This is a genomic window from Thiomicrospira microaerophila (genome assembly GCF_000934765.1).
Classification (GTDB): domain Bacteria; phylum Pseudomonadota; class Gammaproteobacteria; order Thiomicrospirales; family Thiomicrospiraceae; genus Thiomicrospira; species Thiomicrospira microaerophila.
On sequence record NZ_JYNN01000025.1, the window covers coordinates 13,450 to 38,587 of the forward strand.

The 25,138-nt window shown below is 45.6% G+C and carries 25 protein-coding genes; 22 read left to right on the forward strand and 3 right to left on the reverse strand.

Features of this window, described 5'->3' with window-relative positions; translation table 11 throughout:
- Positions 1-5: 5 nt before the first annotated feature.
- Positions 6-782, reverse strand: a complete 777-nt coding sequence (map, locus tag NA59_RS09015) for a type I methionyl aminopeptidase (RefSeq protein WP_044411266.1) — start codon at positions 780-782, stop codon at positions 6-8.
- Between the two features lie 291 nt (positions 783-1,073).
- On the opposite strand from map, the gene rpsB reads away from it, so the two are divergent.
- From rpsB to NA59_RS09090, 15 genes are all read left to right on the forward strand, one after another.
- Complete coding sequence (gene rpsB, locus NA59_RS09020; RefSeq protein WP_044411269.1) at positions 1,074-1,817, forward strand: 30S ribosomal protein S2; 744 nt, start codon at positions 1,074-1,076, stop codon at positions 1,815-1,817.
- An 82-nt stretch (positions 1,818-1,899) separates the two neighbouring features.
- Positions 1,900-2,787 carry a translation elongation factor Ts gene (gene tsf / locus NA59_RS09025; RefSeq protein WP_044411272.1) on the forward strand — a complete coding sequence of 296 codons (888 nt, stop codon included), beginning with the start codon at positions 1,900-1,902 and terminating at the stop codon, positions 2,785-2,787.
- A 112-nt stretch (positions 2,788-2,899) separates the two neighbouring features.
- Positions 2,900-3,622, forward strand: coding sequence for a UMP kinase (pyrH, locus tag NA59_RS09030; protein WP_044411275.1), 723 nt, complete (start codon positions 2,900-2,902; stop codon positions 3,620-3,622).
- Entirely contained in the window at positions 3,622-4,179 is a 558-nt protein-coding gene (frr, locus tag NA59_RS09035) for a ribosome recycling factor (RefSeq protein WP_044411278.1), read from the forward strand. The genes pyrH and frr overlap by 1 nt, the downstream gene beginning before the upstream one ends.
- Before the next feature lie 166 nt (positions 4,180-4,345).
- Positions 4,346-5,029, forward strand: coding sequence for a polyprenyl diphosphate synthase (uppS, locus tag NA59_RS09040; RefSeq protein ID WP_232504070.1), 684 nt, complete (start codon positions 4,346-4,348; stop codon positions 5,027-5,029).
- A complete protein-coding gene (locus NA59_RS09045) occupies positions 5,023-5,826 on the forward strand; it encodes a phosphatidate cytidylyltransferase (RefSeq protein ID WP_044411282.1) in 804 nt (267 codons plus the stop codon). The genes uppS and NA59_RS09045 overlap by 7 nt, the downstream gene beginning before the upstream one ends.
- A 12-nt stretch (positions 5,827-5,838) precedes the next feature.
- Positions 5,839-7,242, forward strand: a complete 1,404-nt coding sequence (gene rseP / locus NA59_RS09050) for an RIP metalloprotease RseP (protein ID WP_044411284.1) — start codon at positions 5,839-5,841, stop codon at positions 7,240-7,242.
- A 2-nt stretch (positions 7,243-7,244) separates the two neighbouring features.
- Complete coding sequence (gene bamA, locus NA59_RS09055; protein ID WP_044411286.1) at positions 7,245-9,524, forward strand: outer membrane protein assembly factor BamA; 2,280 nt, start codon at positions 7,245-7,247, stop codon at positions 9,522-9,524.
- A gap of 48 nt (positions 9,525-9,572) precedes the next feature.
- Entirely contained in the window at positions 9,573-10,109 is a 537-nt protein-coding gene (locus tag NA59_RS09060) for an OmpH/Skp family outer membrane protein (protein ID WP_044411288.1), read from the forward strand.
- A gap of 17 nt (positions 10,110-10,126) precedes the next feature.
- Positions 10,127-11,170, forward strand: coding sequence for a UDP-3-O-(3-hydroxymyristoyl)glucosamine N-acyltransferase (lpxD, locus tag NA59_RS09065; RefSeq protein ID WP_044411291.1), 1,044 nt, complete (start codon positions 10,127-10,129; stop codon positions 11,168-11,170).
- 66 nt (positions 11,171-11,236) lie between these two features.
- Positions 11,237-11,674: a 3-hydroxyacyl-ACP dehydratase FabZ gene (gene fabZ, locus NA59_RS09070; protein ID WP_044411294.1), complete on the forward strand. Its 438-nt coding sequence runs from the start codon at positions 11,237-11,239 to the stop codon at positions 11,672-11,674.
- 4 nt (positions 11,675-11,678) lie between these two features.
- Positions 11,679-12,449: an acyl-ACP--UDP-N-acetylglucosamine O-acyltransferase gene (gene lpxA, locus NA59_RS09075; protein WP_044411297.1), complete on the forward strand. Its 771-nt coding sequence runs from the start codon at positions 11,679-11,681 to the stop codon at positions 12,447-12,449.
- A gap of 5 nt (positions 12,450-12,454) precedes the next feature.
- Positions 12,455-13,660 (forward strand): lipid-A-disaccharide synthase, encoded by a 1,206-nt coding sequence (lpxB, locus tag NA59_RS09080; RefSeq protein WP_044411300.1) that lies wholly within the window; start codon positions 12,455-12,457, stop codon positions 13,658-13,660.
- Positions 13,660-14,274 (forward strand): ribonuclease HII, encoded by a 615-nt coding sequence (gene rnhB, locus NA59_RS09085; protein WP_044411302.1) that lies wholly within the window; start codon positions 13,660-13,662, stop codon positions 14,272-14,274. The genes lpxB and rnhB overlap by 1 nt, the downstream gene beginning before the upstream one ends.
- Positions 14,275-14,712: 438 nt before the next feature.
- The gene (locus NA59_RS09090) at positions 14,713-15,066 is read left to right on the forward strand and encodes an invasion associated locus B family protein (protein WP_052501575.1); all 354 of its coding nucleotides are present in this window, start codon (positions 14,713-14,715) and stop codon (positions 15,064-15,066) included.
- Between the two features lie 449 nt (positions 15,067-15,515).
- Here NA59_RS09090 and NA59_RS09095 read toward each other — a convergent pair whose 3' ends face one another.
- Together NA59_RS09095 and NA59_RS09100 are read right to left on the reverse strand one after the other, a co-directional pair.
- Positions 15,516-16,475 carry a GlcNAc-transferase family protein gene (locus NA59_RS09095; protein WP_044411305.1) on the reverse strand — a complete coding sequence of 320 codons (960 nt, stop codon included), beginning with the start codon at positions 16,473-16,475 and terminating at the stop codon, positions 15,516-15,518.
- Positions 16,476-16,528: 53 nt separating this feature from the next.
- Positions 16,529-17,308: an enoyl-ACP reductase FabI gene (locus NA59_RS09100; RefSeq protein WP_044411307.1), complete on the reverse strand. Its 780-nt coding sequence runs from the start codon at positions 17,306-17,308 to the stop codon at positions 16,529-16,531.
- Positions 17,309-17,420: 112 nt separating this feature from the next.
- On the opposite strand from NA59_RS09100, the gene NA59_RS09105 reads away from it, so the two are divergent.
- The 7 genes from NA59_RS09105 to NA59_RS09135 all read left to right on the forward strand — a co-directional run.
- Complete coding sequence (locus NA59_RS09105) at positions 17,421-19,580, forward strand: ABC transporter substrate-binding protein (protein WP_232504069.1); 2,160 nt, start codon at positions 17,421-17,423, stop codon at positions 19,578-19,580.
- Entirely contained in the window at positions 19,577-20,554 is a 978-nt protein-coding gene (locus NA59_RS09110) for an ABC transporter permease (protein ID WP_044411310.1), read from the forward strand. Before NA59_RS09105 ends, NA59_RS09110 begins: the two co-directional genes overlap by 4 nt.
- The gene (locus NA59_RS09115) at positions 20,551-21,948 is read left to right on the forward strand and encodes an ABC transporter permease (RefSeq protein ID WP_044411313.1); all 1,398 of its coding nucleotides are present in this window, start codon (positions 20,551-20,553) and stop codon (positions 21,946-21,948) included. Before NA59_RS09110 ends, NA59_RS09115 begins: the two co-directional genes overlap by 4 nt.
- Positions 21,949-21,959: 11 nt before the next feature.
- Positions 21,960-23,084: an AAA family ATPase gene (locus NA59_RS09120; RefSeq protein ID WP_198401084.1), complete on the forward strand. Its 1,125-nt coding sequence runs from the start codon at positions 21,960-21,962 to the stop codon at positions 23,082-23,084.
- On the forward strand, positions 23,081-23,743 hold the full coding sequence (locus NA59_RS09125; RefSeq protein ID WP_044411315.1) for a DUF4276 family protein: 663 nt from the start codon (positions 23,081-23,083) through the stop codon (positions 23,741-23,743). The genes NA59_RS09120 and NA59_RS09125 overlap by 4 nt, the downstream gene beginning before the upstream one ends.
- Complete coding sequence (locus NA59_RS09130) at positions 23,730-24,821, forward strand: hypothetical protein (RefSeq protein WP_044411317.1); 1,092 nt, start codon at positions 23,730-23,732, stop codon at positions 24,819-24,821. Before NA59_RS09125 ends, NA59_RS09130 begins: the two co-directional genes overlap by 14 nt.
- Before the next feature lie 49 nt (positions 24,822-24,870).
- On the forward strand, positions 24,871-25,138 hold a 268-nt coding region (locus NA59_RS09135), incomplete at its 3' end, for a transposase (protein WP_198401085.1).

Consider the following 25,138-nt stretch of genomic DNA (forward strand, 5'->3'; position numbering starts at 1 on the left):
TCCTTTTAGTAAAGCGGAGTTTCCCCTGGGCGGAGTGTGAAAACTTCATAACCTGTTTTAGTGACCGCTAAGGTGTGCTCCCATTGCGCCGATAGGCTCCTGTCCTTGGTCACAACGGTCCAGTTATCGCCAAGCAGCTTGACATCAAGCTTGCCCAAGTTAATCATCGGTTCAATCGTAAATGTCATACCGGGTTTAAGAATAATTTCTTTTAATTCATCTGCCGCATAATGTAACACCTGTGGTTCTTCATGAAAGCTTTGGCCAATACCATGCCCACAATACTCATGTACGACAGAGCAGTGATGCGCGTGGGCATGTTGCTCAATCGCTGCAGCCACCTCAAACAGTGTCGCTTGAGGTTTGACTTGTGCAATACCTTTCCACAAGCATTCATAAGCTACTTTACAGAGTCTTGCGGCAAAGGGTTTGATCTCACCAACCTCAAACATGCGACTCGTATCACCATGATAACCGTCTTTGATGACGGTGACATCAATGTTGATGATATCCCCTTTTTTTAATTTTTTATTGCCTGGGATGCCGTGACACACTACATGATTAATAGACGTGCAAATAGACTTGGGGAAGCCCCGGTAATCAAGCGTAGCCGGAATGGTCCCTTGAACCTCTGTCATATACGTATGCGCCGCTTGGTTGAGTTCTTCGGTGGTAATACCCGGCTTGACAAGCGGGGTGAGTATATCTAAAACCTCCGAAGCCAATTTACCGGCAACGCGCATTTTTTCAAGTTGTGAAGCAGATTTTAAAATAATAGTCATAATTAGAGAGTATAGAAGCTGTAAAAAAATAAAAGTCTAACAGAAATGAAGGCAATGTAAGCACAATCCCGTTAAATAAAAACAGATTATTTATTCAATAGGCAGGCCTGGTTGGCTTGTGTATTAAAGGGGGTTGTGGTATAAATGCGGCGCTCAATAGCTATTGAGAAAATTTTATTTTAAAACACACGTTTACTAGAAGCCTAAAACGGGGTGCCAGCGAGGTTAAATAACCAGGCCTGGTTCGTTTTAGATGGGTAAACGGAGGCCTAACCCAAATTGGAGAAAAACATGGCAAAAGTTACTATGCGTCAAATGCTTGAAGCAGGCTGTCACTTCGGACACCAGACACGTTATTGGAACCCAAAAATGGGTCAGTATATTTTTGGTGCGCGCAACAAAATTCATATAGTTAACCTAGAAAAAACATTACCTATGTTTAATGATGCGCTGAACTTTGCCGGTTCTGTAGTGGCTAACAAGGGTAAAGTGCTGTTTGTGGGTACAAAGCGCGCGGCGCGTGATATCGTAGCAGCAGAAGCAAAGCGTTGTGGTATGCCATACGTTAATCACCGCTGGTTGGGTGGTATGATGACAAACTTTAAAACGATTAAGCAGTCTATCAAGCGTCTAAAAGAGCTTGAGGCCATGCAGCAAGACGGTACGTTTGAAAAAATTACCAAACGCGAAGCCTTAACCCTAACGCGCGAGCTAGATAAGCTTGAGCTATCTTTAGGTGGTATTAAGGACATGCGTGCCATGCCAGACGCGATTTTTGTTATTGATACGGGTAATGAAGATATCGCGATTCTTGAAGCGAAAAAACTGGGTATTCCCGTTATCGGTGTCGTCGATACCAATAATTCACCCGATGGTGTGGATTACATTATTCCAGGTAACGACGATGCAATTCGTGCGGTTAAGCTTTATCTTGAGTCGATGGCAGATGCAATTTTGGAAGCAAAAGCCAGTGTGACAACGGGCGCTGCTGACGAGTTTGTGGAAGCAACAGAAGCAACTGCTCAGACGGCCTAAGTCGTTCTCAAGGTGATGATGAGGCCTGGGTAATCAGGCCTGGTTGTTCTAGAGTCAAATGAATTTTAAAAGGAAGGAAACAATGGCCGTTACAGCAGCTATGGTTAAAGAATTGCGCGAAAGAACAGGCGCAGGCATGATGGATTGTAAAAAAGCACTGGGTGAAACTAACGGTGATTTAGACGCCGCGATTGAGTTTTTGCGTGTTAAAGGTATGGCAGGTGCGGACAAAAAAGCCGGGCGTGTTGCGGCTGAAGGCGTGATTGCGATTGCGATTTCTGATGACAAGAAAAAAGCCGCTATCGTTGAAGTAAACTGCGAAACAGACTTTGTTGCTAAAGGTGATGAGTTTAAGGCGTTTGCTGACGAAATCGCTCAGCTTATCTTGAACAATGGCTATACTTCTAATGAAGAGTTGGAAAAGCTGACTTTAGCCTCAGGTAAAACACTAGATGAAACCCGTCGTGCATTAGTCGCTAAGATTGGTGAAAACATGCAGGTTCGTCGTGTTGAGATTGTTGAGTCTGCAAACGGCGAAATCGGTAGCTACCAGCACGGTGAGAAGATTGGTGTGGTTGTGGCGATGGATAGTGGTAATGATACCTTGGTTCGTGATGTTGCAATGCACGTTGCGGCGACCAAGCCACAAGCCATTTCTTCTGCTGATGTTGACCCTGCTGTATTGGAAAAAGAACGCAATGTATTGACTGAGCAGGCCAAAGAAAGCGGCAAGCCAATGGAAATTATCGAGAAGATGATTGATGGCCGTATTCGTAAGTTCTTGGAAGAAATCACGTTGCTAGGTCAGCCGTTCATTAAAGATCCTGATCAAACCATTGAAAAACTATTGAAAGCACAGAGTGCAACAGTTACGCGTTTTGTTCGCCTAGAAGTGGGTGAAGGCATTGAGAAAGAAGTATTGAACTTTGCTGATGAAGTGGCGGCCGCCGCTGCAGCCGCTAAGGGTTAAGTTTACTTTACAGTTCAGACCTGGCTTAAGAGTCAGGTCTGAATTTTGAATGTCAAGTTTTTACCGATGGAGAGTATCTTGTCTATCGGTAAGCATTTGAGAGGGCAGAGAGATGGCATTAAAATACAGACGCATTTTACTGAAGTTTAGTGGCGAAGTCTTGATGGGCGAAGCCGACTTTGGCTGGGATATGAAGGTATTAACCCAAGTTGCCTTGCAGGTGAAATCGATTCGCGACCTTGGTATTGAAGTGGCTATTGTTGTCGGTGGCGGCAATGTGTTTCGCGGCGGTCAAGTACAGTCTAAACAAATCCAACGCAGTACCGCAGACCAAATGGGCATGATGGCGACAATTATGAATGGTATTGCATTGCGCGATGTGTTCGAAAGTCAGGGTTTATCAGCTAGTGTAATGAGTGCTCAGGCTGTAAGTGGCGTAACCGAAGGTTTTAGCGCCAATACAGCACAAAAGCGTTTGGCGGCGGGCGAGGTTGTGATTTTTGCTGGCGGAACCGGTAATCCATTTTTTACCACCGACACAGCCGCTGCGCTGCGCGGTATCGAGGTGCAGGCCGATGTGGTGCTTAAGGCAACGAAAGTGGATGGCATTTATGATGCCGATCCTTTTAAAAACCCGCAAGCTACACGTTATTCACGTCTAAGTTACACCCAGGTCATTCAGCAAAACCTACAGGTCATGGATTTAGCGGCTTTTGCTTTGTGTCGAGATCACGCCATGCCAATTCGTGTGTTTGATATGTTAAAAAATGGCGCAATTGAAAGAATTTTGCAGGGTGAAGATGAAGGCACCCTGGTTACGAAAGGAGAAGAATGATGTTACAAGAAATTCGCGAAGATGCAAAAACCCGCATGCAGAAAAGTGTGGAAACCTTAGAGTCTAACTTTGCTAAGATACGTACAGGTCGCGCGCACCCTAGCATTTTAGATAGTGTACGCGTTGACTACTATGGCTCAGATGTACCGGTTAGTCAGGTGGCGAATGTCAATGTTGAAGATTCTCGCACCTTGACTGTGCAGCCTTGGGAATCGAATATGCTACAAAAAATAGAAAAAGCGATCATGATGTCTGACCTGGGTATCAATCCAGTGACCACGGGTAATATGATGCGTATTCCTATGCCGATGTTAACCGAAGAGCGTCGTAAGGAGTTTGCTAAAGTAGCACGCGCTGAGGCAGAAAGTGCCCGGGTTGCCGTGCGTAATATTCGTCGTGATGCGAATGGAGACGTAAAAAATCTGTTAAAAGACAAAGAGATTACAGAAGATGAAGCGCGGCGCTCTGATGATGAAATTCAAAAGCTAACTGATCAATTTGTTGGTCAAATAGATGCTTTGCTCACCGAGAAAGAAAATAGTTTGCTTGAAATTTAATTCGATATTTATGGCTTTTTGCGGCATAATTCTTATATAAACCCATCATAACGGCCCTAAAAGGGCCGTTATGATTTTCACATGAGTTAAACTCTAACAACAAACAGGACGTCACTTGTCGAGTCTTAATCTTTCACAACCGCTTCCTCAGCATATTGGCATTATTATGGATGGCAATGGTCGTTGGGCCAAGAGGCGTTTTTTACCCCGTTATATTGGCCACCAAAAAGCACGCACAGCTGTAAGAAAAGTCGTCGCCCATTGCGCAAAGTTGGGTGTAAAGGCGTTAACGCTATATGCTTTTAGTACCGAAAACTGGAAAAGACCGGCCGACGAAGTATCTAAACTGATGTCACTTTTTTTAGATGCGCTACAGCGCGAGGTTTCCAAGCTCCATAAAAACAATGTGCGCTTACGCATTATCGGTGATCGTGCCGGGTTTAGTGAAAAAATTCAGCAGCATATTGAGCAGGCCGAAGCCTTAACGCAGAATAACACAGGATTGGCTTTAAATGTCGCGGCTAATTACGGAGGGCGCTGGGATATTGTTGAGGCAGTAAAGGCTTGGCAACTAACGCATCCTGAGCAGGATATTGCTTTATTGACGCCGGACGCGTTAGCGCCTCACTTAGCTTTAGCGGAGTTACCTGAACCCGATCTAATGATCCGTACTGGCGGCGAGCAGCGCATGAGTAATTTCATGATCTGGCAAATGGCTTATGCGGAATTTTACTTTACTGAACGACTCTGGCCAGATTTTGATGAAGCTGATTTGGAACAAGCGATGGTGTCGTATCAGCAGCGCGAGCGTCGGTTTGGGCGCACCAGTGAGCAGGTGGCAAAATGTTAAGGCAGCGCATTCTGACGGCATTGGCTTTGTTAGTTATCGCTTTACTGGCGTTATTTGCCGCGCCGCCGCTTCTTTGGCAAGGCTTGATTGTGTTGGTGGCGGCGATGGCGGCTTGGGAATGGACGCAGTTCGCAAGGATGAGGAAGGCGCCAGCACGCATTGGTTTTGTGACGCTAACGGTTGTATGTTTGATGGCTGGCTTGTGGTTTGAGTTATATCAGGCGTTGATCTGGTTCGCGCTTGCACAGCTTATACTCACCGTTGTGACGGTGACGCGTTTTCAAACAACGCAAGGGGGAGCGATATGGCAGTCCTCTTGGTTGAATCTGTTGGTGGGGTTATTGTTTATTGTCAGTTTTGGCTTGGCCCTTGTTTGGTTGCGTGATGAAGTATCGGTTTGGTTGTTATTGTTAAGCCTTTCAATGATTTGGCTGGTCGATACCGGTGCTTACTTTAGTGGAAGGCGTTTTGGTAGGCATAAGCTGGCAGTACATGTAAGTCCGGGTAAAACCTGGGAGGGTGTGGCTGGCGGTGTGTTACTTGCATGGGTCGTTGCGCTCGCTGTATGGTTTGTTGCCGAGATTAATTATCAACCAGGCCTGGTCGCTTTTGTGCTGGGTTTAAGTTTGATTGCTGGGCTTTCAGTGTTTGGTGATTTGTTTGAAAGTTTAATGAAGCGTCAAGTGGGTTTAAAAGATAGCGGCAAGATTTTACCTGGTCATGGCGGCGTACTGGATCGTATTGATAGCTTATTACTTGCCTTGCCTTTATATTGGATATTTTGGTCGTTTGCATAGGACACTTATACAATGAGTTTTATTTGGGCGATTACTGGTTTTGCGATTTTAATTGGTGTGCTGGTCACGATTCATGAGTGGGGGCATTTTGCGGTTGCACGCTTGTTTAAAGTCAAAGTGTTAGCGTTTTCAGTGGGCTTTGGTAAGCCTATTTATAGTTTACAGAAAGGTGAAACGCAATACCGTCTAGGGATGATCCCACTAGGGGGCTACGTTAAGTTTTTAGACGAGCGGGTTGAGCCTGTTGCTGAGCATGAAAGACATAGGGCGTTTAATCAGCAATCCGTATACAAACGCTTTGCTATCGTGCTGGCCGGACCGATGATTAATTTACTATTTGCTTGGTGGCTGTTTGCAATCATCGGCATGATAGGTATTCAAAGTGTGAAGCCCTTGTTCCAAACACCGGCAGTAGAAACGCCTTTGGCACAAGCCTTTGAGCAGGCAGGTTTCGATTTAGACCTTCTCAAAGATCAGGTCTGGTGGATGCAGCAGGTTAATGACCAATCTATTTCGAGTTGGCAGCAGGTTCAGCAAGCGGTATTGCAATCGTTGGTGCACGATAGATCGAGTTTAAAGCTTGATTTTGTCCGCTTTGAGGATCATGCCCAAATTCCACAGACGATTAATTTGCCTTTGAATAGCTTGGATATCAATGATCTTGCAACGCCCTGGTTATCAATATTAGGTTTTATGCCTGAAGGGCCTAAATTAGACGCCGTTGTCGGGTCGCTTAGTGAAGGCTCTCCGGCCCAATCCGCTGGGTTGCAAACAGGTGATCGGATTATTCGGTTAGGTGAAAAAACAATTGTCGATTGGCGTGATTTAGTTGAGTGGGTGCGTCAACACCCGGGCCAGGTGTTTGAATTAGAGTTTGATCGCGCAGGTGCACAGTTTAATACTCAAGTAACCTTAGACTCAATCACGAGCGATACAGGGGTTGTGATCGGGCGTTTAGGTGCTTCTGTATTGCCGCCCAGTGATTTTGATGCACGATTTCTCATGACCGAGCGCTATCGTTTTTTTGCGGCGATAGGGTATGGTTGGCAGCAAGCGGTAAGACTGTTTAATATGACGATGGCCATGTTTAAGAAAATGCTGTTTGGTGAGGTGGGTTTGCAGCACTTATCGGGCCCAATTAGTATTGCCGATTTTTCTGGTAAAGCATTGCAAACGGGGTTGATTAGCTTTTTAAGCCTGATGGCTTTGCTAAGCTTGAGTTTAGGTATTTTAAATTTATTGCCGATTCCTATGTTAGATGGCGGTCACTTGATGTTTTATCTTTACGAAATGCTGCGCGGCAAACCTGTGGGTGAGCGTGTAGAAGAAGTTGCATATCGCATAGGTTTGGTTATGATAGCGGGTTTAACGATACTCGCACTCAGTAACGATGTAATTAGAATAACAAATGGATAACGATGTTTAAATTCACCTTAAGAAAATCTGTGTTAGCCTTGAGCTTAATCGCACTCACCTCCAGTGTATGGGCCAATACTTTTGTCGTTAAAGAGGTCGTCATTGAGGGCAATGAGCGCATTGGCTTTGAGTCGGTGAATACTTATTTGCCAGTCAATATTGGCGACATGATGACACGCGATAAAGAACGTGAAAGTTTGCGAGCGCTCTACAGAACAGGTTTTTTTAGTGATATTGCCTTGTATAAAGGTGAGGCTGGGCAGTTAGTCATACAGGTCGTCGAGCGTGCATCGATTGCTGAGGTCGAGATTAAAGGCAATAAGCTGATTAAAACCGATGACTTTAAACAAGCGCTAACATCCTTGGGCATTAGCCAAGGTAAGATGTTTAATAATATCGAAATGGATCGTGTCATTATTGATCTGAAACGTCAATATCACAACCAAGGCTATTATGCAGCGGCTATTGAGATTAAGGTAGAACCTTTGCCACGAAACAGGGTAGCGATTAATATTCAAGTAGATGAAGGTAAGCCTGCTAGCATTGAGCGTATTAGTCTGGTGGGTAACCAAGCTTTTCCAGATGCAAGGCTAAAGGGGTTGTTACAGTCTTCAGCGCAGGTGATTATTGGCAGTGGCGATAAGTATGCGCGTCCTAAGTTACAGGGTGATCTAGAAACCTTGCGTTCGTTTTATATGGATCGTGGATTTGCCGAGTTTAGCATTGATTCGTCGCAGGTTTCTTTATCAAACGATAAAACGAAAGTCTTTATTTCTATTAATATGACCGAGGGGCCACAATATACCCTTGATCAAATTAAATTCTCAGGGCAGCTGCTTTTGAGTGAGCAGGAGTTAAGGGCGTTAGCTAACCTTGAGTCTGGTCAAGTATTCTCTCGCTCAGAGATTATTAAAGCGATTAATGCCATTCGCGATAAATTAAGTGAGCGAGGCTACGCATTTGCCGAAGTGGATCCAAGAACCGATATTGATGCCGACAATCGCCGGGTAAATTTAGATTTTATGATAGACCCACGCAATCGCGTGTATGTGCGTAATATTGAGGTGGAGGGCAATACCCGAACGCGCGACCATGTTTTGCGGCGTGAAATGCGTCAGTATGAAAGCGCACCTTATTCATTGATCGCGGTGCGTCAATCGACTTCGCGCCTCAATCGTTTAGGTTATTTCTCCAGAGTAAACGTAGATACCCGTCGCGTATCCGAAGATGAAGTGGACCTGATCATTCAGGTAGAAGAACAAGCAACGGGTTCTTTTACCGCCGGCATAGGTTATTCTCAATTAGATGGCGTGAGTTTTAACTTAGGTATATCCGAAAAGAATCTTTTAGGTACCGGTAATGAAATGAACTTAACCCTGAATTCAAGCGCATCGATGCAGTCGGCAGACCTAGGTTACACAAATCCTTATTTTACTGATGATGGTGTTAGTCTTGGTCAGGGTATTTACTATAGCAAAATCAATGCCGCTAAGTTAAATATTACCGACTACACCTTGGATAAATTAGGCGTGAGAGTGAACCTGGGATACCCAACCAGTGAGCTCACGCGTTTAAACTTTGGTTTGCGTGCTGAAGCGCAGTCATTAAACTGTGTGACGCGCTTTGAAGCCTGTGCAGATCATTTGGAACGCTACAGTGCAGATAATGAATACTTATTATTTACTGCAGGGTGGCGTTACGATAGTCGTAATCAGTTTTATTTTCCAACCAAAGGCCAGTTAACGAGTATATCCTTGCAGGCAGTCGTACCGGGTACGTCGGACATGACGTTTTACAAGGTCTTTTTGGATGAAAGTTGGTTCACGCCTTTATCGAATGATTTTACTTTAAAGCTGAATGCGTCATTGGCTTATGGGTCGGGTTATGGTGATGCGGACAAACTTCCATTTTTTGAACGCTTTTATGCTGGCGGTATTGGATCGGTACGTGGTTTTGACCCTAACTCGCTTGGTGGTTATTATACGGATGTAAATAGGCCAAGAGGGGCGGATGTTCGTACCTTAACAGGGGCGGAAATTGTTTTCCCGATGCCCTTAATTGAGGATTCATCCAATTTAAGGTTGAGTTTGTTTTTTGATGCCGGTTATGTATTTGATGAATTAAAAGATGTGTCTGTATCGGATTTCCGCTCTGCAACGGGTTTGGCGTTTTCTTGGCTTACCCCAGTAGGTCCATTAGCGTTTAGCTTTTCGCGTCCCGTTCATTATGAAAAAGGCGATCGATTGCAGTCTTTCCAGTTTAGTTTAGGTATGCCGTTTTAACTTGTCGCATATATTTTAAGTGTATTGTTTCGTTTAGGAGAGAAAAGAATGAAGTTGTTATCGGTGATTATGATAGGTTTAGTGAGTTTATTTTCATTTAACTTTGCGCTCGCCAATAGTTCGGCTAAAATCGGGGTGGTGAATGTTGGTTTGTTACTTGAGCAGTCGCCTCAAGCTAGGGCGGCAAGTGGTGCCTTAGAGCGTGAATTTTCTCCGCAACAAAAAGAGTTGATTGACCTAAATAATCAGCTAGAGCAAAAGCAAGCTACCTTGCGTCGCAATGCGTTAGCGATGAGTGAAGCCCAGCAAGCGGCGACAGAGCGTGAGATTTCGATGTTGGCGCGTGAGATTCAACGTAAACGCAATGATATTCAAGAGCTACTTAATATTCGTCGTAATGAAGAACTGGCTCGTCTACAAAATCAGGTTAATATCGCCATTCAAGAAATTGGCAGCAGCCAAAACTATGATTTAATCTTGTATGAAGGTATTGCTTATACCAATCAACGGATGGATTTAACCCAAGCGGTATTGGATCATTTAACTCAGCAGTTTGAAAAGCAGGGCACTGGCTTTAATCGCTAAGTGTGAAGGGGCTGTTCATGTCGATAACACTTCAACAACTTGTAGACTATTTAGAGCCGTTTAATTTATCGGCTTCATTGCATGGCGATTCAGAAGCCAAGATTGGTGCGATTCGTGGTTTAGACAAGGCGCAAGCCGGTGACTTGAGTTTTTTATCCGATAAGAAATACCTGACAGACCTAGCACAAACTAAAGCCACCGTCGTGTTGATAAAACCAGAGCATTTAGCCCAATGTCCGGTTAATGCTATCTGTGTTGATAACCCCTATGCAGCTTATGCTTGGGTTGCGCAAAAACTTTACACACTGCCACCTAAACCCAGTATCGCGGCATCGGCGGTGATTGCTCACTCAACTAAATTGGCTGAAGGGGTGGTGGTTGGTGAAAACGTGGTGATGGGTGAAAATGTTGTTATCGCCGATGGCGTAATCATTGGCGCAGGATGTGTATTAGAACCGGGTGTTAAGATTGGACAAAACACTCGTTTAGCCCCGAATGTTACGGTGATGCATGATTGTGTTATCGGTTCGGATTGCATTATTGAATCGGGTGCGGTCATTGGTGGTGATGGTTTTGGTTGGGCTAGACACCAAGGGCAATGGATTAAAATCCCTCAAATGGGTAGAGTTCTAATAGGTGATCGTGTTTCGATTGGTAACAATACCACGATTGATCGAGGGGCGATTGAAGATACCGTAATTGAAGATAATTGTATTATTGATAACCTCGTGCATATTGCTCATAACGTAAAAATCGGCTCAGGTACGGCGATTGCCGGTCAAGTCGGTTTTGCTGGTAGTGCGGTGGTCGGTAAAAATTGTACCTTTGCGGGTCAAGCGGGGATGGTAGGGCACATAGAGCTAACCGATGGCGTCACCATCATGGGGCGGGGAGTGGCGACTCATTCGATTCATCAGGCCGGTGTTTATAGTGGATTTCCCGCCGTGCCGGTGGCAGAATGGCAAAAAAACGCGATTTATGGTAAAAACTTAGCTAAATTTTCAGATAAAATAAAACAACTTAATCAGCGTATAAAACAATTAGAAACCAAAACAGATTAAATTTTTGATTTTGGTAAACCATTCACTCACTGTCGCAAGCGACTAAATATATTACTGGACGACCCCATGCTGGATGTTAAAGATATTTTTGAGTATTTACCTCATCGTTACCCTTTTTTATTGGTTGATCGCGTGACCGAGTTTGAAGCGGGTGTGTATCTAAAAGGTTATAAGAATGTAACCTTCAATGAACCTCAATTTACGGGTCATTTCCCAAATAATCCGATTATGCCCGGTGTGATGATTATTGAAGCGATGGCGCAGTGTACGGGTATATTTGCGTTTAAAACCCAAAATGTGAAACCCGGTGGCGATACCATGTATTATCTGGCGGCGGTTGATAATTGTCGTTTTCGCCAGCCAGCGGTACCTGGGGATCGCTTGGATTTTGAGGTGCGTACAACGGGTAATAAACGTGGTATTTGGAAGTTTGTTTGCGAAACACGAATCGATGGCAAGGTGATTGCCTCGGCTGACTTAATGTGTGCTGAACGAAAGGTATAGTAACTTGATTCATCCTACTGCGATTATAGACCCTCAAGCTCAATTAGCTGATGATGTAAAAGTCGGTGCTTATGCTATTATTGGTGCGGATGTTAGCCTAGGTGCAGGTTGTGTGGTTGAACCGCATGTAGTCATCACCGGGCCGAGCCAAATTGGTAAAAACAATCATTTTTATCAGTTTTGCTCGATTGGTGCCGCCCCGCAAGACAAAAAGTATCATAATGAACCGACTCGGCTTGTGATTGGTGAGGGTAATACCTTCCGTGAAAATGTTACGGTCAACCGTGGCACAATTCAAGATCGTGGTGAAACCACTATCGGTGATGGTAATTGGATTATGGCCGGTGTGCATATTGCGCATGATTGCGTGATTGGTAATCATACGATCTTTGCCAATGCAACCGCATTGGCGGGTCACGTGATTGTTGAGGATTATGCCATTTTAGGTGGCTATACGCTGGTTCATCAGTTTTGTACGATTGGCGCGCACAGCTTTTGCGGTATGGGAAGCGTGATTAATCAGGATGTGCCAAATTTTGTAGTGGTGTCAGGGAATTTGGCGCAACCGCGCGGGGTGAATTTAGAAGGTCTTAAACGCCGTGGGTTTTCAGCGGAACAACTCAGTCTGGTGAAAAAATCCTATCGCGCACTCTATCGTAAAGGCTTGCGGCTGGAGCAGGCGATCGCAGAAATTAGCGAACTCAATGATTCACAAGGTACGCTGGATGATTTGATTCACTTTTTAAAACATGCTGAACGCGGTATCGTTCGCTAAATTTCATGTCAGATTTAGCGCCTTCAACTTCCTCTCCTATTTTTGCCATGGTTGCTGGAGAACGCTCAGGCGACATTCTTGGTGCTGATCTCATTCGTGGGTTAAAACAAGCCTATCCTGATGCGGGTTTTGTTGGCATCGGCGGACCATTGATGCAAGCTGAAGGGCTGGTGTCTTGGTTTGAGATGGAGCGCTTGTCGGTGATGGGGTTTTTTGAAGTATTAAAACACTTGCCCTCTCTGCTAAAATTACGTAAAAAATTAATATCGCGTTTATTGGCGCTTAAGCCGGATGTCTTTATTGGTATTGATGCACCGGATTTTAACTTTTATGTCGAGCGCCAACTTAAGCAAGCCGCAATTAAAACGGTGCATTATGTTGGGCCATCGGTGTGGGCTTGGCGCCAAAACCGTTTGATTAAAATCAAACAATCGGTGGATGGCATGTTGGTATTGTTTCCCTTTGAACCTGAGATTTACCAGCGATATGAGATCCCCGTTGCATTTGTCGGTCACCCTTTAGCGAATCAAGTACCCTCACAACCTGATAAGCGCGCCGCCAGACTCAAGCTTGGAATCGAGCCAGATACAGCACTCACCGGGCTACTACCAGGTTCACGCCTGTCTGAGATCGAGCGAATGGCCGATGTCTATATACAGGCCGCACAAGTCTTACATCAAACCCATCCGAGTATGGCATTCGTGGTGCCTTGTGTGCACCAGCGTGCAAAAGCGCGCGTGATTCAATCGATTAACCAGTTTGGCGCTGGCCTAAAAGTCTATTTAATTGACCAGCAAGCAAATGAGGTGATGGAGGCCAGTGATCAGCTTATTGTCACTTCAGGTACGGCTACCTTGCAAGCCGCATTAATATTACGACCGATGGTGATTGCGATTAAAGTGCACCCGATTTCCTATTGGATTATGAAACGGCTAGCGATTACCCAGTGGATTGGTTTGCCTAATATTTTGGCTCAACAAGCGGTGGTTGAGGAGTTGATTCAAGATCAGGCCACAGCAGCTAATTTGGCATCCGCCCTGACGAGATTGGTTGAACCGTCAGGTGAGAACTCGGGTAAGCAGTCTGCGTTACGCCAAGCGCAGGTGACCGCGTTTGAAAAGCAAAAACAAACACTCACCCAACCTAGCGCTCAGTTGGCCGCTCAAGCTGTGATTGACTGGGCAGGCTTAAAGCCGAGCAAAGCAAGCTGATGGACCAAGCGGATTTGTTTAATCAGCCGTTTGCCTCCCCCTTAGTGACCGATTTTATTGTAGGCGTCGATGAAGTAGGGCGTGGTCCGCTGATCGGTGAAGTGGTTGCGGCGGCGGTGATTTTGCCGGCTGACTGTGACTTGCCTCTTAAAGACTCAAAAAAACTTAGCCACCAAAAGCGTGTGTTGTTGGCCGAGAAAATCAAACAGCAAGCGTTAGATTTTGCGATTGTTGGTGTTTCGCCAGCACAAATTGACCAGCTTAATATCTTGCAGGCTACCATGTTAGCGATGAAGCTAGCGATAGCGCAGTTAAGCCATCCTTTTTCCCAGGTGTTGGTTGATGGTAATCGTTGCCCAGAGATAGATTGCCCGTGTCAGCCGATTATTAAAGGCGATGGGCTGATTCCAGCGATTAGCGCCGCGTCCATTTTAGCCAAGGTGTATCGTGATCAACAAATGGATGAACTCCATCAGCGCTACCCGGAATATGGTTTTGATCAGCACAAGGGCTATCCTACCGCGGCGCACCTAGCCGCCATTCAAAAGCACGGTCTTATCGAAGGCTATCGCAAAAGTTTTAAACCCGTTAAAGCGCTGTTAAGCCCGAAATAATCGGTCTTCTCCATATGTCTGGCTACAAAATGTAGCACTAAACACCAGTGCAATCGCACTGCATAAAGCATTGACAATCACACAAAAATAAATCGCTCCATTAATCCGAATAATTCATAAAATTTAGGTGCCCTCGCTTGTCTATTGGATCTCTTGCAAACGGTTTGCATTTACGAACAAAATTCTACCAGTAAAAGCCTAATAAACCTCAGTCAACAAGGAGTAAACATCATAATCAGTATCTAGTTTTGCAAGAGGTCTATTGATTCCCCAGCACTTTTTTGTCAACTGAAGCTCCTTCAAGAAAAAGAACTGGGAAACGAATATCCTGCGCGATCATCACGCGAATTTATGAAGCATCCGGGTTAAACAAGAAATATCAAAGTTAGTGCGTTTTTCGCATGAGTTATTCTTTTTAATACGCGGAAATAATACATCATGCTTGCTAACCCAGTTGAGCAGGGCGAACAAAGTCAGCGTGTGCTTCAAGCGATTGTGACAAGAAACGGCGAGCAGCGTTTGCTTGAAATCAGCGTGCCATTGGGTGTGGATTTACGCCCCGGCCTGCTAATTCAAATCGATGAAGGTGAAGTCGGTTCCGCCCCCTATTTAACTTGCAACGCCAACGGCTGTGCCGCTGTTATCGCGTTAGATAATAAAGTATGGCGTCAACTCAGAGCAGGGCAGAAGGCTAAAATCGGGATTCGTGGATTAGGCCAACCTGAAAATACCGTCTTGCAGCTATCGTTAAAAGGTTTTACTGCCGCCAGTAACGTGTTGATCCAAAATTAAGGCGTCTCGTCATTCCGGCGAAGGCCGAAATTTTAAGCCTTGCGGTGTACATCCTCAAGAGATCCCGGCCTTCGCCGGGATGACGGGTTTTTTATCACGACCTTCGCCGGGATGACGGGTTTTTTATCACGACCTTCGCCGGGATGACGGGTTTTTTATCACGACCTTCGCCGGGATGACGGGTTTTTTTATCACGACCTTCGTCGGGATGACGGTTATTTTTATCACGGCCTTCGGCCTCGCAATGCCCCATTTCTTTTACCCAGAGCCGTCATCCTGTGCGAAGTCGCAGGATCCAGCCGCTGGCGGCAATAGACCCTGCGACTTCGCGCAGGGTGACAGGGCAATGAGGGAGGCTAGGAGCCATTTATTCCTTAACTTAATGGCAGTGACGCACGACGTGTGAACGAGAATAGACGTGTGCATATATTTTAGGGTTAGGCTTCGGCTCAGCCTTGGCATTGGCGCTGAATTTGACGGTTGAGTGTTCTGTTTGTATAGTCGATGCCGGAAAACTGGTTGAATTCGTCCAGGGTGCGGTGGCGGCCTAGACCAAATCCTCCTGGTATTTGATTGGCAAATAGGGCTTGTAGTCTGGTGTGTGCGAGTTGTTTGAGTTCAGGCCATTTTACATCTCGTTGTTGTTCCCAGTCTGCGTGCCAATGATGGGTTTGATAGGCGGTATTGGGCACTTTGTATAGATGATAAAGCGGAATATGGGGCGGGTGGTAAATATCCCAGCCTCTTGTGAAGCTTCGAATCGCTAGGTTTTGTTCTTCACCGTGAAAATAAAGCCGAGGATCATAGGGTATCTCATCAACCCAATTTCCGCTGGTAAAAATAAACCCGCCTGCTAGATGAAATCCTGCTATAAAACCACGCTGATTGACATGTGTCGCTCGAAAGCGAAGTACGACGTTATCAGGTGTTAAATCTGTGTCAGGATGTACTTCTAGCGCGAGGGTTGTTTTGGCGTTTTGCTTTATTTTAACTACAGGATTTAGGTTTTCATCAAATTCAAAGCCAAAAGGGTAGACGCTTAAGATGGGTTTTTGACTAAAGTGGCGTGATTGCTGGTATTGTTCAATCAGTTTAGTATCCCAGTTCGGCTCAAAAAAAGTATGAGAGTCTATTTGAAAGTAGAAATCTTCGTTATTAAACAGGGATTGGACTAATGAGCGCGCCCAGCAAACACCGCGCGCTTCGACTGGATCAATGTGAACATAGCGAAGCTGCTTGGGTTGTGTAAAAAGGTGGCGCATTTCCTCACGTCGTGAGGCGGGGTATTGATCAACGACACCGAAAATCAATCGTTCAGGATGTTTGGCTTTGGAGAGTGCATCTTGGAGTGTGAATGACAAAAATGATTCATTAAATGCCGCCACAGAAACAAAAATGGTGTTTTGCATATGTTTTTCCTTTATACCCAATCCTAAACCAAAAATCGTATTACCTGTGCCCCTTAGGTTGAAGCGGTGATGTTGTAGCCGCCATCGACATAGGTGATTTCGCCGGTAATGCCTGAGGCGAGGTCAGAGCATAGGAAGGCGCAGGTATTGCCTACTTCGTGAATGGTTACATTACGGCGTAGTGGTGTCGCCTGTGCCGCTTTATCTAGCATGGAACGGAAGTCTTTGATGCCTGAAGCGGCGAGGGTGCGAATCGGGCCGGCAGATACGGCGTTGACACGAATGCCGTCTTGCCCTAAATCAGCCGCTAGATAGCGCACAGTCGCTTCCAATGAGGCTTTGGCAATCCCCATTACATTGTAGTTCGGCACCGCGCGTTCTGCGCCTAAATAAGAAATCGTCATTACAGCACCTTGGCGCGCTTTAAGCATGCTGTGGCCTGCTTTAGTCAGCGCGGTTAAGCTGTAGGCACTGATGTCGTGGGCAATTTTAAAACCTTCGCGGGTTGAGGCATCGATCATGCGACCTTCAAGCTCTTCACGTGGCGCAAAGGCGACGGAATGAACAAGAATATCTAAGCCTTCAGGCCATTGGGTTTGCAGCTGCGCAAATACCTCTGCAATCTGTTGGTCGTCAGCCACGTCAAGCGGCAGCACGATATTGGCGCCTAATTCAGCCGCTACACCTTCAACACGGCTTTTTAGTTTTTCAGTCTGATAGGTTAAAGCGATCTCTGCGCCTTGCTCATGCATTTGTTTTGCAATACCATAGGCGATAGATTTGTTATTGGCAACACCGACAATGAGTGCGCGTTTTCCAGTTAGGAATCCCATATTTTTCTCCATTTTGATTTAATTTGACGCCATAAAATAGCGCCATTATAACGTGAATTTAAAAGTGAACCAAAAAATGCTTAATAAACGAGGATCGATTTGGCTTGTGTTTATGTTATCCGTTGGTTTGATGGCCGGCTGTGCGGATCAGTGGAACCAACCTTATACCGATGAAGCCGTCGGCTCAAACACCTTGTTTACTGCCTTTTCAGCGCCGCCCAAGCACCTAGACCCCGTGCGTGCCTATAGTTCAAACGAGTGGCAGATTATTAGCCAAATTCTTGAGCCGCCTTTGCAATATCATTATTTAAAACGTCCGTTTACGCTTGAACCCTTGACGCTAACCGAGATGCCATCGGTGCGTTATTTTAATGCCGAGGGTGAAGCGGTGGCGCAAACCGCAGAGGATCTAGCCTATTCGCAATTTACCCTCAACCTTAAACCCGGTATTCAATTTCAACCCCATCCGGCGTTTGCGCGTGATGCCGACGGTGCGTTTATTTATTTCCCTTTAGCCGAGCGACAAGCCGCCCAGTTGCGTTCACCCTTTGATTTGCCTGAACTCGCTACGCGTGAATTGACTGCCGCTGACTATGCCTATGCGGTTAAACGGATGGCGTTGCGCCAAAATCATTCGCCGGTGCTGGATACGATGATGAATTATATTGTTGGGCTGCGTGAATTTAGTGAGCAGGTGAGTGCGGAACGAGCCGATCAGCCGCGCGAGGCGTTTTTTGATTTGCGGCCTTATCAGATTGATGGGGTTGAGGTGGTGAATGATCATCAATTGCGCATTCGGATTGAGGGTGTGTACCCGCAGTTTATGTATTGGTTGGCGATGAATTTCTTTGCGCCGGTGCCTTGGGAAGTGGAGCAGTTTTATGCGCAACCAGGCCTGGTGGCACGCAATATCAATTTCAATACGTTTCCGGTGGGCACCGGGCCGTTTTATTTGGCTGAAAACAACCCAAACTTGCGGATGCGTTTAGTACGCAATCCGGTGTTTCATGAACAGTTTTACCCTGAAAGCGGCTTGGCTTATAACATGCCTGACACCCTGTTGCGCGATGCGGGCAAACGCTTACCTTTGTTGGACGAGGTGGTCTATACTCTAGAAAAAGAAAGTGTGCCTTATTGGAATAAATTTTTACAAGGCTATTATGATGCTTCGGGCGTGAGTTCCGATAGCTTTGATCAGGCAGTGCAGGTGTCGGTGAGTGGTGAGTTGGATTTAACTGGGGAGATGGCCGAAAAGGGCATCCAGATGCGATCAGGCATTGAGCCGACGGTGTTTTATTTGGCGTTTAATATGCTGGATGAGCTGGTAGGCGGCTACAGTGAATCCCAGCAGAAATTGCGTCAGGCAATTAGTATCGCGGTCAACTATGAAGAGTTTATTTCGATTTTTATGAATGAACGCGGCATGGCGGCACAAGGGCCGATTCCGCCGGGGATATTTGGTCACTTGGAAGGTGAAGAAGGTGTTAATCTCTATGTGCATGACTGGGTAAATGGCGAGTATCAACGTAAGTCGATTGACACCGCACGTGCGTTATTGGCGCAAGCAGGCTATCCGAATGGCCTCAATCCGGCAACCGGACGACCTTTGCAGTTGCATTATGATGCGGTGGCGACGGGGCCGGATGATCGGGCGCGGATGGATTGGATGCGCAAACAATTTGAAGAACTCGGCATAGAGTTGGTGATTCGTTCGACCGATTACAATCGTTTCCAAGACAAGGTACGCAAGGGCGATGCGCAGATTTTCTTTTGGGGCTGGGGCGCGGATTATCCTGATCCTGAAAACTTCTTGTTTTTGCTTTATGGACCCAATGGTTCAGTCGCAACGGGTGGTTCGGGCATTAATTCGGCGAATTATGCCAACCCTGAGTTTGACCGATTGTTTGAGCAGATGCGTAATATGGAAAACTCACCGGAACGTTTAGCGATTATTCAAGAAATGCTCGAAATTGTCCGCCAAGATGCGGCTTGGGTGTTTGGTATGCATCCGCGCTCATTGGCGCTTTATCATAGTTGGTATCACAATGTCTGGCCGAATCGTTTAGCCAATAACAGTGTTAAATATTTATCCGTCGATCCTGAATTGCGCCTGCAAAAACAAGCGGAGTGGAATCGTCCGGTGGTTTGGCCTTTGTGGCTGACAGCTTTATTGATTTTGGTGTTGTCGATTTGGGCGGTTAGCGCTTATCGTGCGCGTCAACAACAGCGGATTCAGCCACAATCGTCTAATACAGGAGGGCGCAACGCATGATGGCGTATATTGTTCGGCGTTTGATTTATGCCATTCCGATTTTGATTGGGGTGAACTTTATTACCTTTGTGTTGTTCTTTATGGTCAATACCCCCGATGATATGGCGCGCGCGCAATTGGGGGCGAAACAAACCACGCCGGAGTTGATTGCCAGTTGGAAAGCAGAACGTGGTTATGACAAGCCGCTGTTTTTTAATGCAGAACAACCAGGCCTGGTTAAGTTATCGGATACCTTATTTGTGGAGCAATCCTTAAAATTGTTTGTGTTTGACTTTGGCAAATCGGATGCCGGGCGCGATATCGCCTCGGATATTCAGGAGCGGATGTGGCCGAGTTTGGCGATTGCTCTCCCGACTTTTGCGATTGGGTTGATAACCACGATTACGCTGGCGTTGTTGATTGTGCTGTTCCGCGCCACAGTGCTCGATACCACGGCGATGGTGATCGCGGTGATGATTATGTCGATATCCGGGCTGTTTTATATTATTGCCGGCCAGGTGCTGTTTAGCAAAATCCTGCATTGGGTGCCGATATCCGGCTATGAACCTGGTTGGGCGAGTGTCAAGTTTTTGATTTTGCCGGTGTTGATTGGCGTGTTTGCCGGTTTGGGGGCGGGCACCCGTTGGTATCGCAGTATTTTCTTGGAAGAAATTAACCGTGATTATGTGCGCACCGCGCGTGCCAAAGGGCTATCGGAAATTAGTGTGTTGTTTAAACACGTGTTGCGTAACGGTATGTTGCCGATTTTGACCGGCGTAGTGGTGGTGATTCCGAGTCTGTTTATGGGTAGTTTGATTATGGAGTCTTTCTTCGGTATTCCCGGTTTAGGCAGCTACACCATAGATGCGATTAACGCGCAGGATTTCGCGATTGTGAAGGCGATGGTGTTCTTTGGCGCGGTGCTTTATATCATCGGCCTGATTCTAACCGATATTTCCTATACCATTTTTGATCCAAGGGTGCGTTTATCATGATGTGGGTATGGCTTTGGACAGATATTATGGTGTGGGGGCTAGTGGTTGCACTGGTCGCTTGGGGTTGGACGATTTCACGTTCGCCACAAGTCAAAGCGCAATGGCTGGCGATTTTCCGTTCGAAAATTGCAATGGCCTCCGCGATTATTTTGTTGTTTTATTTGTCAATTGCGCTGTTGGATTCGCTGCATTTTCGTTTGGCCTTGCCGGATCAAACACCAGGCCAAGAGCGCCAATATGCTGGTCAAACCACCAGCGCCTTGGACTGGGTGTTTAATGAAATTCGCAGCCAAACTGAACGTACTTACTCGGCGCCCTTTGCGCTAAAAGAGCATAGCAGCTCGATAGTAAAAGATGAAGCAGGGCGGGTGTTGCAACAGCATTTAGACCTGGTTCATGCCGGTGCGCATCTAGCTGACCCGTCACAGCGTGCCTCCGATATTACACAAAAATCGCTGTTTGCCGTGGCGGTGGCGCTGGCGCTCAGTGGATTGTTAATTAGCCTGCATTTAGCTTGGCGTGCGCGTGCTTTGGGGCGGCGTTTTGGCGAACAAGCAGGCCTGGTGATAAAGGGCAAAGCCGATTTGCCTTGGCGTACCGCCTATCTAACCTTTTCGCTCGGCTTGGTGATCTTGGCCTGGCTGTATTATTTAGGGCATTATTATCATGTGCTAGGCACCGATAAGGTCGGCGGCGATGTGCTCTATCAAAGCTTTAAAAGCGTGCGTACAGGGGTGTTGATTGGGGTGCTCACCACCTTGGTAATGTTGCCATTGGCGTTGATTCTGGGGATTAGTGCCGGGCTGTTCCGTGGTTGGGTCGATGATGTCATTCAATACCTCTACACCACGCTAAATTCGATTCCGGGGATTTTGTTAATCGCCGCCTCTGTGCTGGTAATGCAAACCATTATTACCAATAACCCGCAGTGGTTTGAAACTGCCACCGAACGCGCGGATTTCCGCTTACTAGTGTTGGTGCTGATTTTGGGCTTAACTAGTTGGACCAGCTTGTGTCGATTATTGCGTGCTGAAACCTTAAAAATCAGCCAAGTCGAATACGTCACCGCGGCGCGCGCGTTTGGCGTCAGTCGGTTTAAGATTATTACCCGTCATATCCTGCCGAACGTAATGCATATTGTATTGATCGCGGTGGTGTTGGATTTCAGTGCGTTAGTGTTGGCGGAAGCGGTCTTGTCTTATGTCGGTGTCGGCGTTGACCCCACTATGCACAGCTGGGGCAACATGATCAACCAAGCCCGCCTAGAAATGGCTCGCGAACCGATGGTTTGGTGGTCATTATTCAGCGCCTTTGTGTTTATGTTCATCCTAGTTCTAGCCGCCAACCTCTTCTCCGACCGGGTCCAGCGTGTCTTGGACCCGAAGAATAACTAGGAAACTCTATTGTGACAGAACGACAAATTAGCAAGCCAGTAATCGACTCTGATCAGCTTTCTCTGCTGCATTTAGACGGCTACAAGTCTATTGAAGAATGTCATTTAGAGCTTACTATGCTCAATGTTTTGATTGGTGCCAATGGCGCGGGTAAATCCAACTTTATTGGCTTTTTCAAGTTGATTCGTAAAATCCTTGATGAGCAACTGCAATTAACAGTGAGCGAACAAGGCGGGCCGGATGCGCTACTGCATTATGGGCGTAAAACAACGGAACAAATATCGGTTGAATTACGTTTTGGTATTAGTTGCTATAAGTTCGAATTAAAACCAACTTCGGATAATCGAATGATGTTTCAAAGAGAAGTTATTTTTTTAGATAGTTATGGAAAAGAAGTTTCTACATTCGGACATTTTGAAACAAGCAATCAGTTTTATAAAAGTAATGATGCTGGGATTAACCATCTTGATAAAGTAATCGAAGGTATAAAAAAATTAAATATCTATCATTTTCATGACACCAGTGCATCCGCCAAGGTAAAGCAAATACATGGCATAAACGACAATCTTTACCTTAAAGAAGATGCCAGTAATCTTGCCGCGTTTCTTTATCGACTTAAACAAGAATATGAATCCCATTACAAACGCATTGTAAAAACCATTCAATTAGTTGCGCCGTTTTTTGGCGATTTTATTTTGCGTCCGACCATCGGCAATGCGGAAAAGATTCAACTCGAGTGGGTCGAAAAAAATCAAGACACGCCTTTTACCGCCAGTGCTTTATCGGACGGCACGCTCAGGTTTATTTGTTTGGCAACGGTATTAATGCAGCCAGACGAACTCTGCCCGCCGACGATTTTAATTGACGAACCCGAGTTAGGTCTTCACCCCTACGCGATTACGGTTTTGGGTTCACTGATGCGTTCTGCCGCAGAACGCCATCAATTGATAATTTCTACTCAATCGGTCGAATTGCTCAACCAATTTGAAGTCGAAGATGTCATCGTTGTTGATAAAAAAGAGGGCGCATCGACCTTTAAACGACTTAATCCTGATGAACTTAGCTCATGGTTAGAAGACTATAGCCTAGGTGAACTCTGGACTAAAAACCTCCTAGGCGGGAGACCGTCAAGATGAAGCGCGTTTATGTGATGGTAGAAGGGCAAACCGAAGAAACCTTTGTGCGCGAAGTTTTGTATGAGCATTTTCTTAGAACGGGTATTTATATTGACGCCATTTTGGTTGAAACCAAACGCGGTTTTAAAGGTGGCCTGAAAAGTTACAGCAAAGTAAAACCGCAGATTATCCGCCAATGCCGCGAAAAACAAACAGCTTGGGTGACAACTCTGTTTGATCTTTATGGTTTGCCCAATGATTTTCCCGCCAAAAATAATGATGCTTATGCGGGATTAGCAACAGGTCAGCAAAAAGCCCAGTATTTGCAAACCGCCTTAGCGCAAGACATAAACGAACGTAACTTTATTCCAAATTTATTAGTGCATGAGTTTGAAGCGCTTTTATTTAGCAATGTGCAAGCATTTGCCGATTGGACAGATCAAAAAAATGTGCAAGCCTTAGAGCAAATTGCAATGTCTTTTCAAACACCGGAAAATATCAACGACAGCCCGCAAACCGCACCCTCAAAACGCATTTTGCAACTGATGCCCGAATACGACAAAGTCGTGCAAGGCACGCTGATTGCCAATGATATCGGATTGGATCAAATAAGAGCAAAGTGCGCGCATTTTGATGGGTGGGTTCAAAGCTTAGAGAGGTTGGCTAATGGAGTCTATTGAAGTGATCCAGGTGCAGACAAATCCTAAACTGTTTGACGGCATGCAGTCGATTCTAAATGAGGCGCAACCCTTTATCACCAGTCCATCAAACTTGGCTGAACCTTATGAAATATTTCCTTATATTCGTGCTCAGCATGACGAGGGTGTGTTTGTTGGTAGCATGATTGATTTGAATGTATTTACGACCTTGGTCAAGCTGGGCAAAGGTGAAGACATTAACGGACATGAAAATGAAAAATTGGCTTGTGCTTTAATGTATTTTTTTATTTTGAGTGGCATACTGGTTGAACCCAATATTGCCCTTTATGAAAGAGCGCAAAAGTCGAGTCATGAGCAAGCTCTAGAAGAGTTAGAGTTTTTTAGAAAGGCTGACAATATTGAACCTGACATCTATGCAGAAATCGCATTGGGGAAAAGAAGTAATTTGCAAGGTGCTAGAAGAATTCCAAGACCTCCAATTGTTAATGAGGTGCCAGATGATGAGTTTTCAAAGAAGCTGAATCACTGGAGGTTAAATTATTTATATTTAATGAAAGTAGTAGAACTGGTGCGAACAAGCGGTTTGACCGGGCAAGAAAAAATGAAAGCATTTATTCAGTGGATGCACGAAGAAATGCTCTTGAACAATGTAGTCACTCATTTTGTGTCCATGTATTTTAGTCCGGCGCGTGAATCTGGGATGCTAAAAGGGATTGGTTCGGATAACCCAGAAAAGCTTAAAGCAGGCCTGCATAATGCGGCATGGGATTTAACTTACCTGAGAAGATGGCAGCAAAATTACCGTGTAAACGAACCGCATGATATTTGGCTGTTTTCAACCCGTGATAAAGCCCTGCATAAATTAGCCAAGCATTTTTTTATTGCCGAGCTTGATATGCTTTTTACGCCTTACTGGGATGCGGAAAAAGCCACAGACTTATGCAATTTTTACAAAACGATAGCAGATCAAGTCCATGCGGAGAATGATAGAGAGTCGCGTCAGAAAGCAGTCAAAGAAAATCTTGATGCCTTGATTACTGAATACGAACAAAAATTAAACCTAGGAGCCTGTCGGACTAATCAAACAATAATATGCTAAAAGACGATATGTGTTAAAATATGCCCATATTACTTATGAGATAAAAACAATGAGTCGCTTTCGCCCAATAGACCGCCTTAGCGGATATCTTCTACCGCCAACCTTAGATGAATGGCTGCCTGATGACCATCTTGCACGTTTTGTCGTCGAGGTCGTTGACCAGCTTGATTTAACCCAAATTGAAAACAGTTATGGTTTGCGCGGTAGTAGCGCCTACCACCCCAGTTTATTAATTAGCTTGTTGGTCTATGGCTATGCCACCGGTGTATTCTCCAGCCGCAAAATAGAACGTGCCACCTATGAATCGGTTGCGTTTC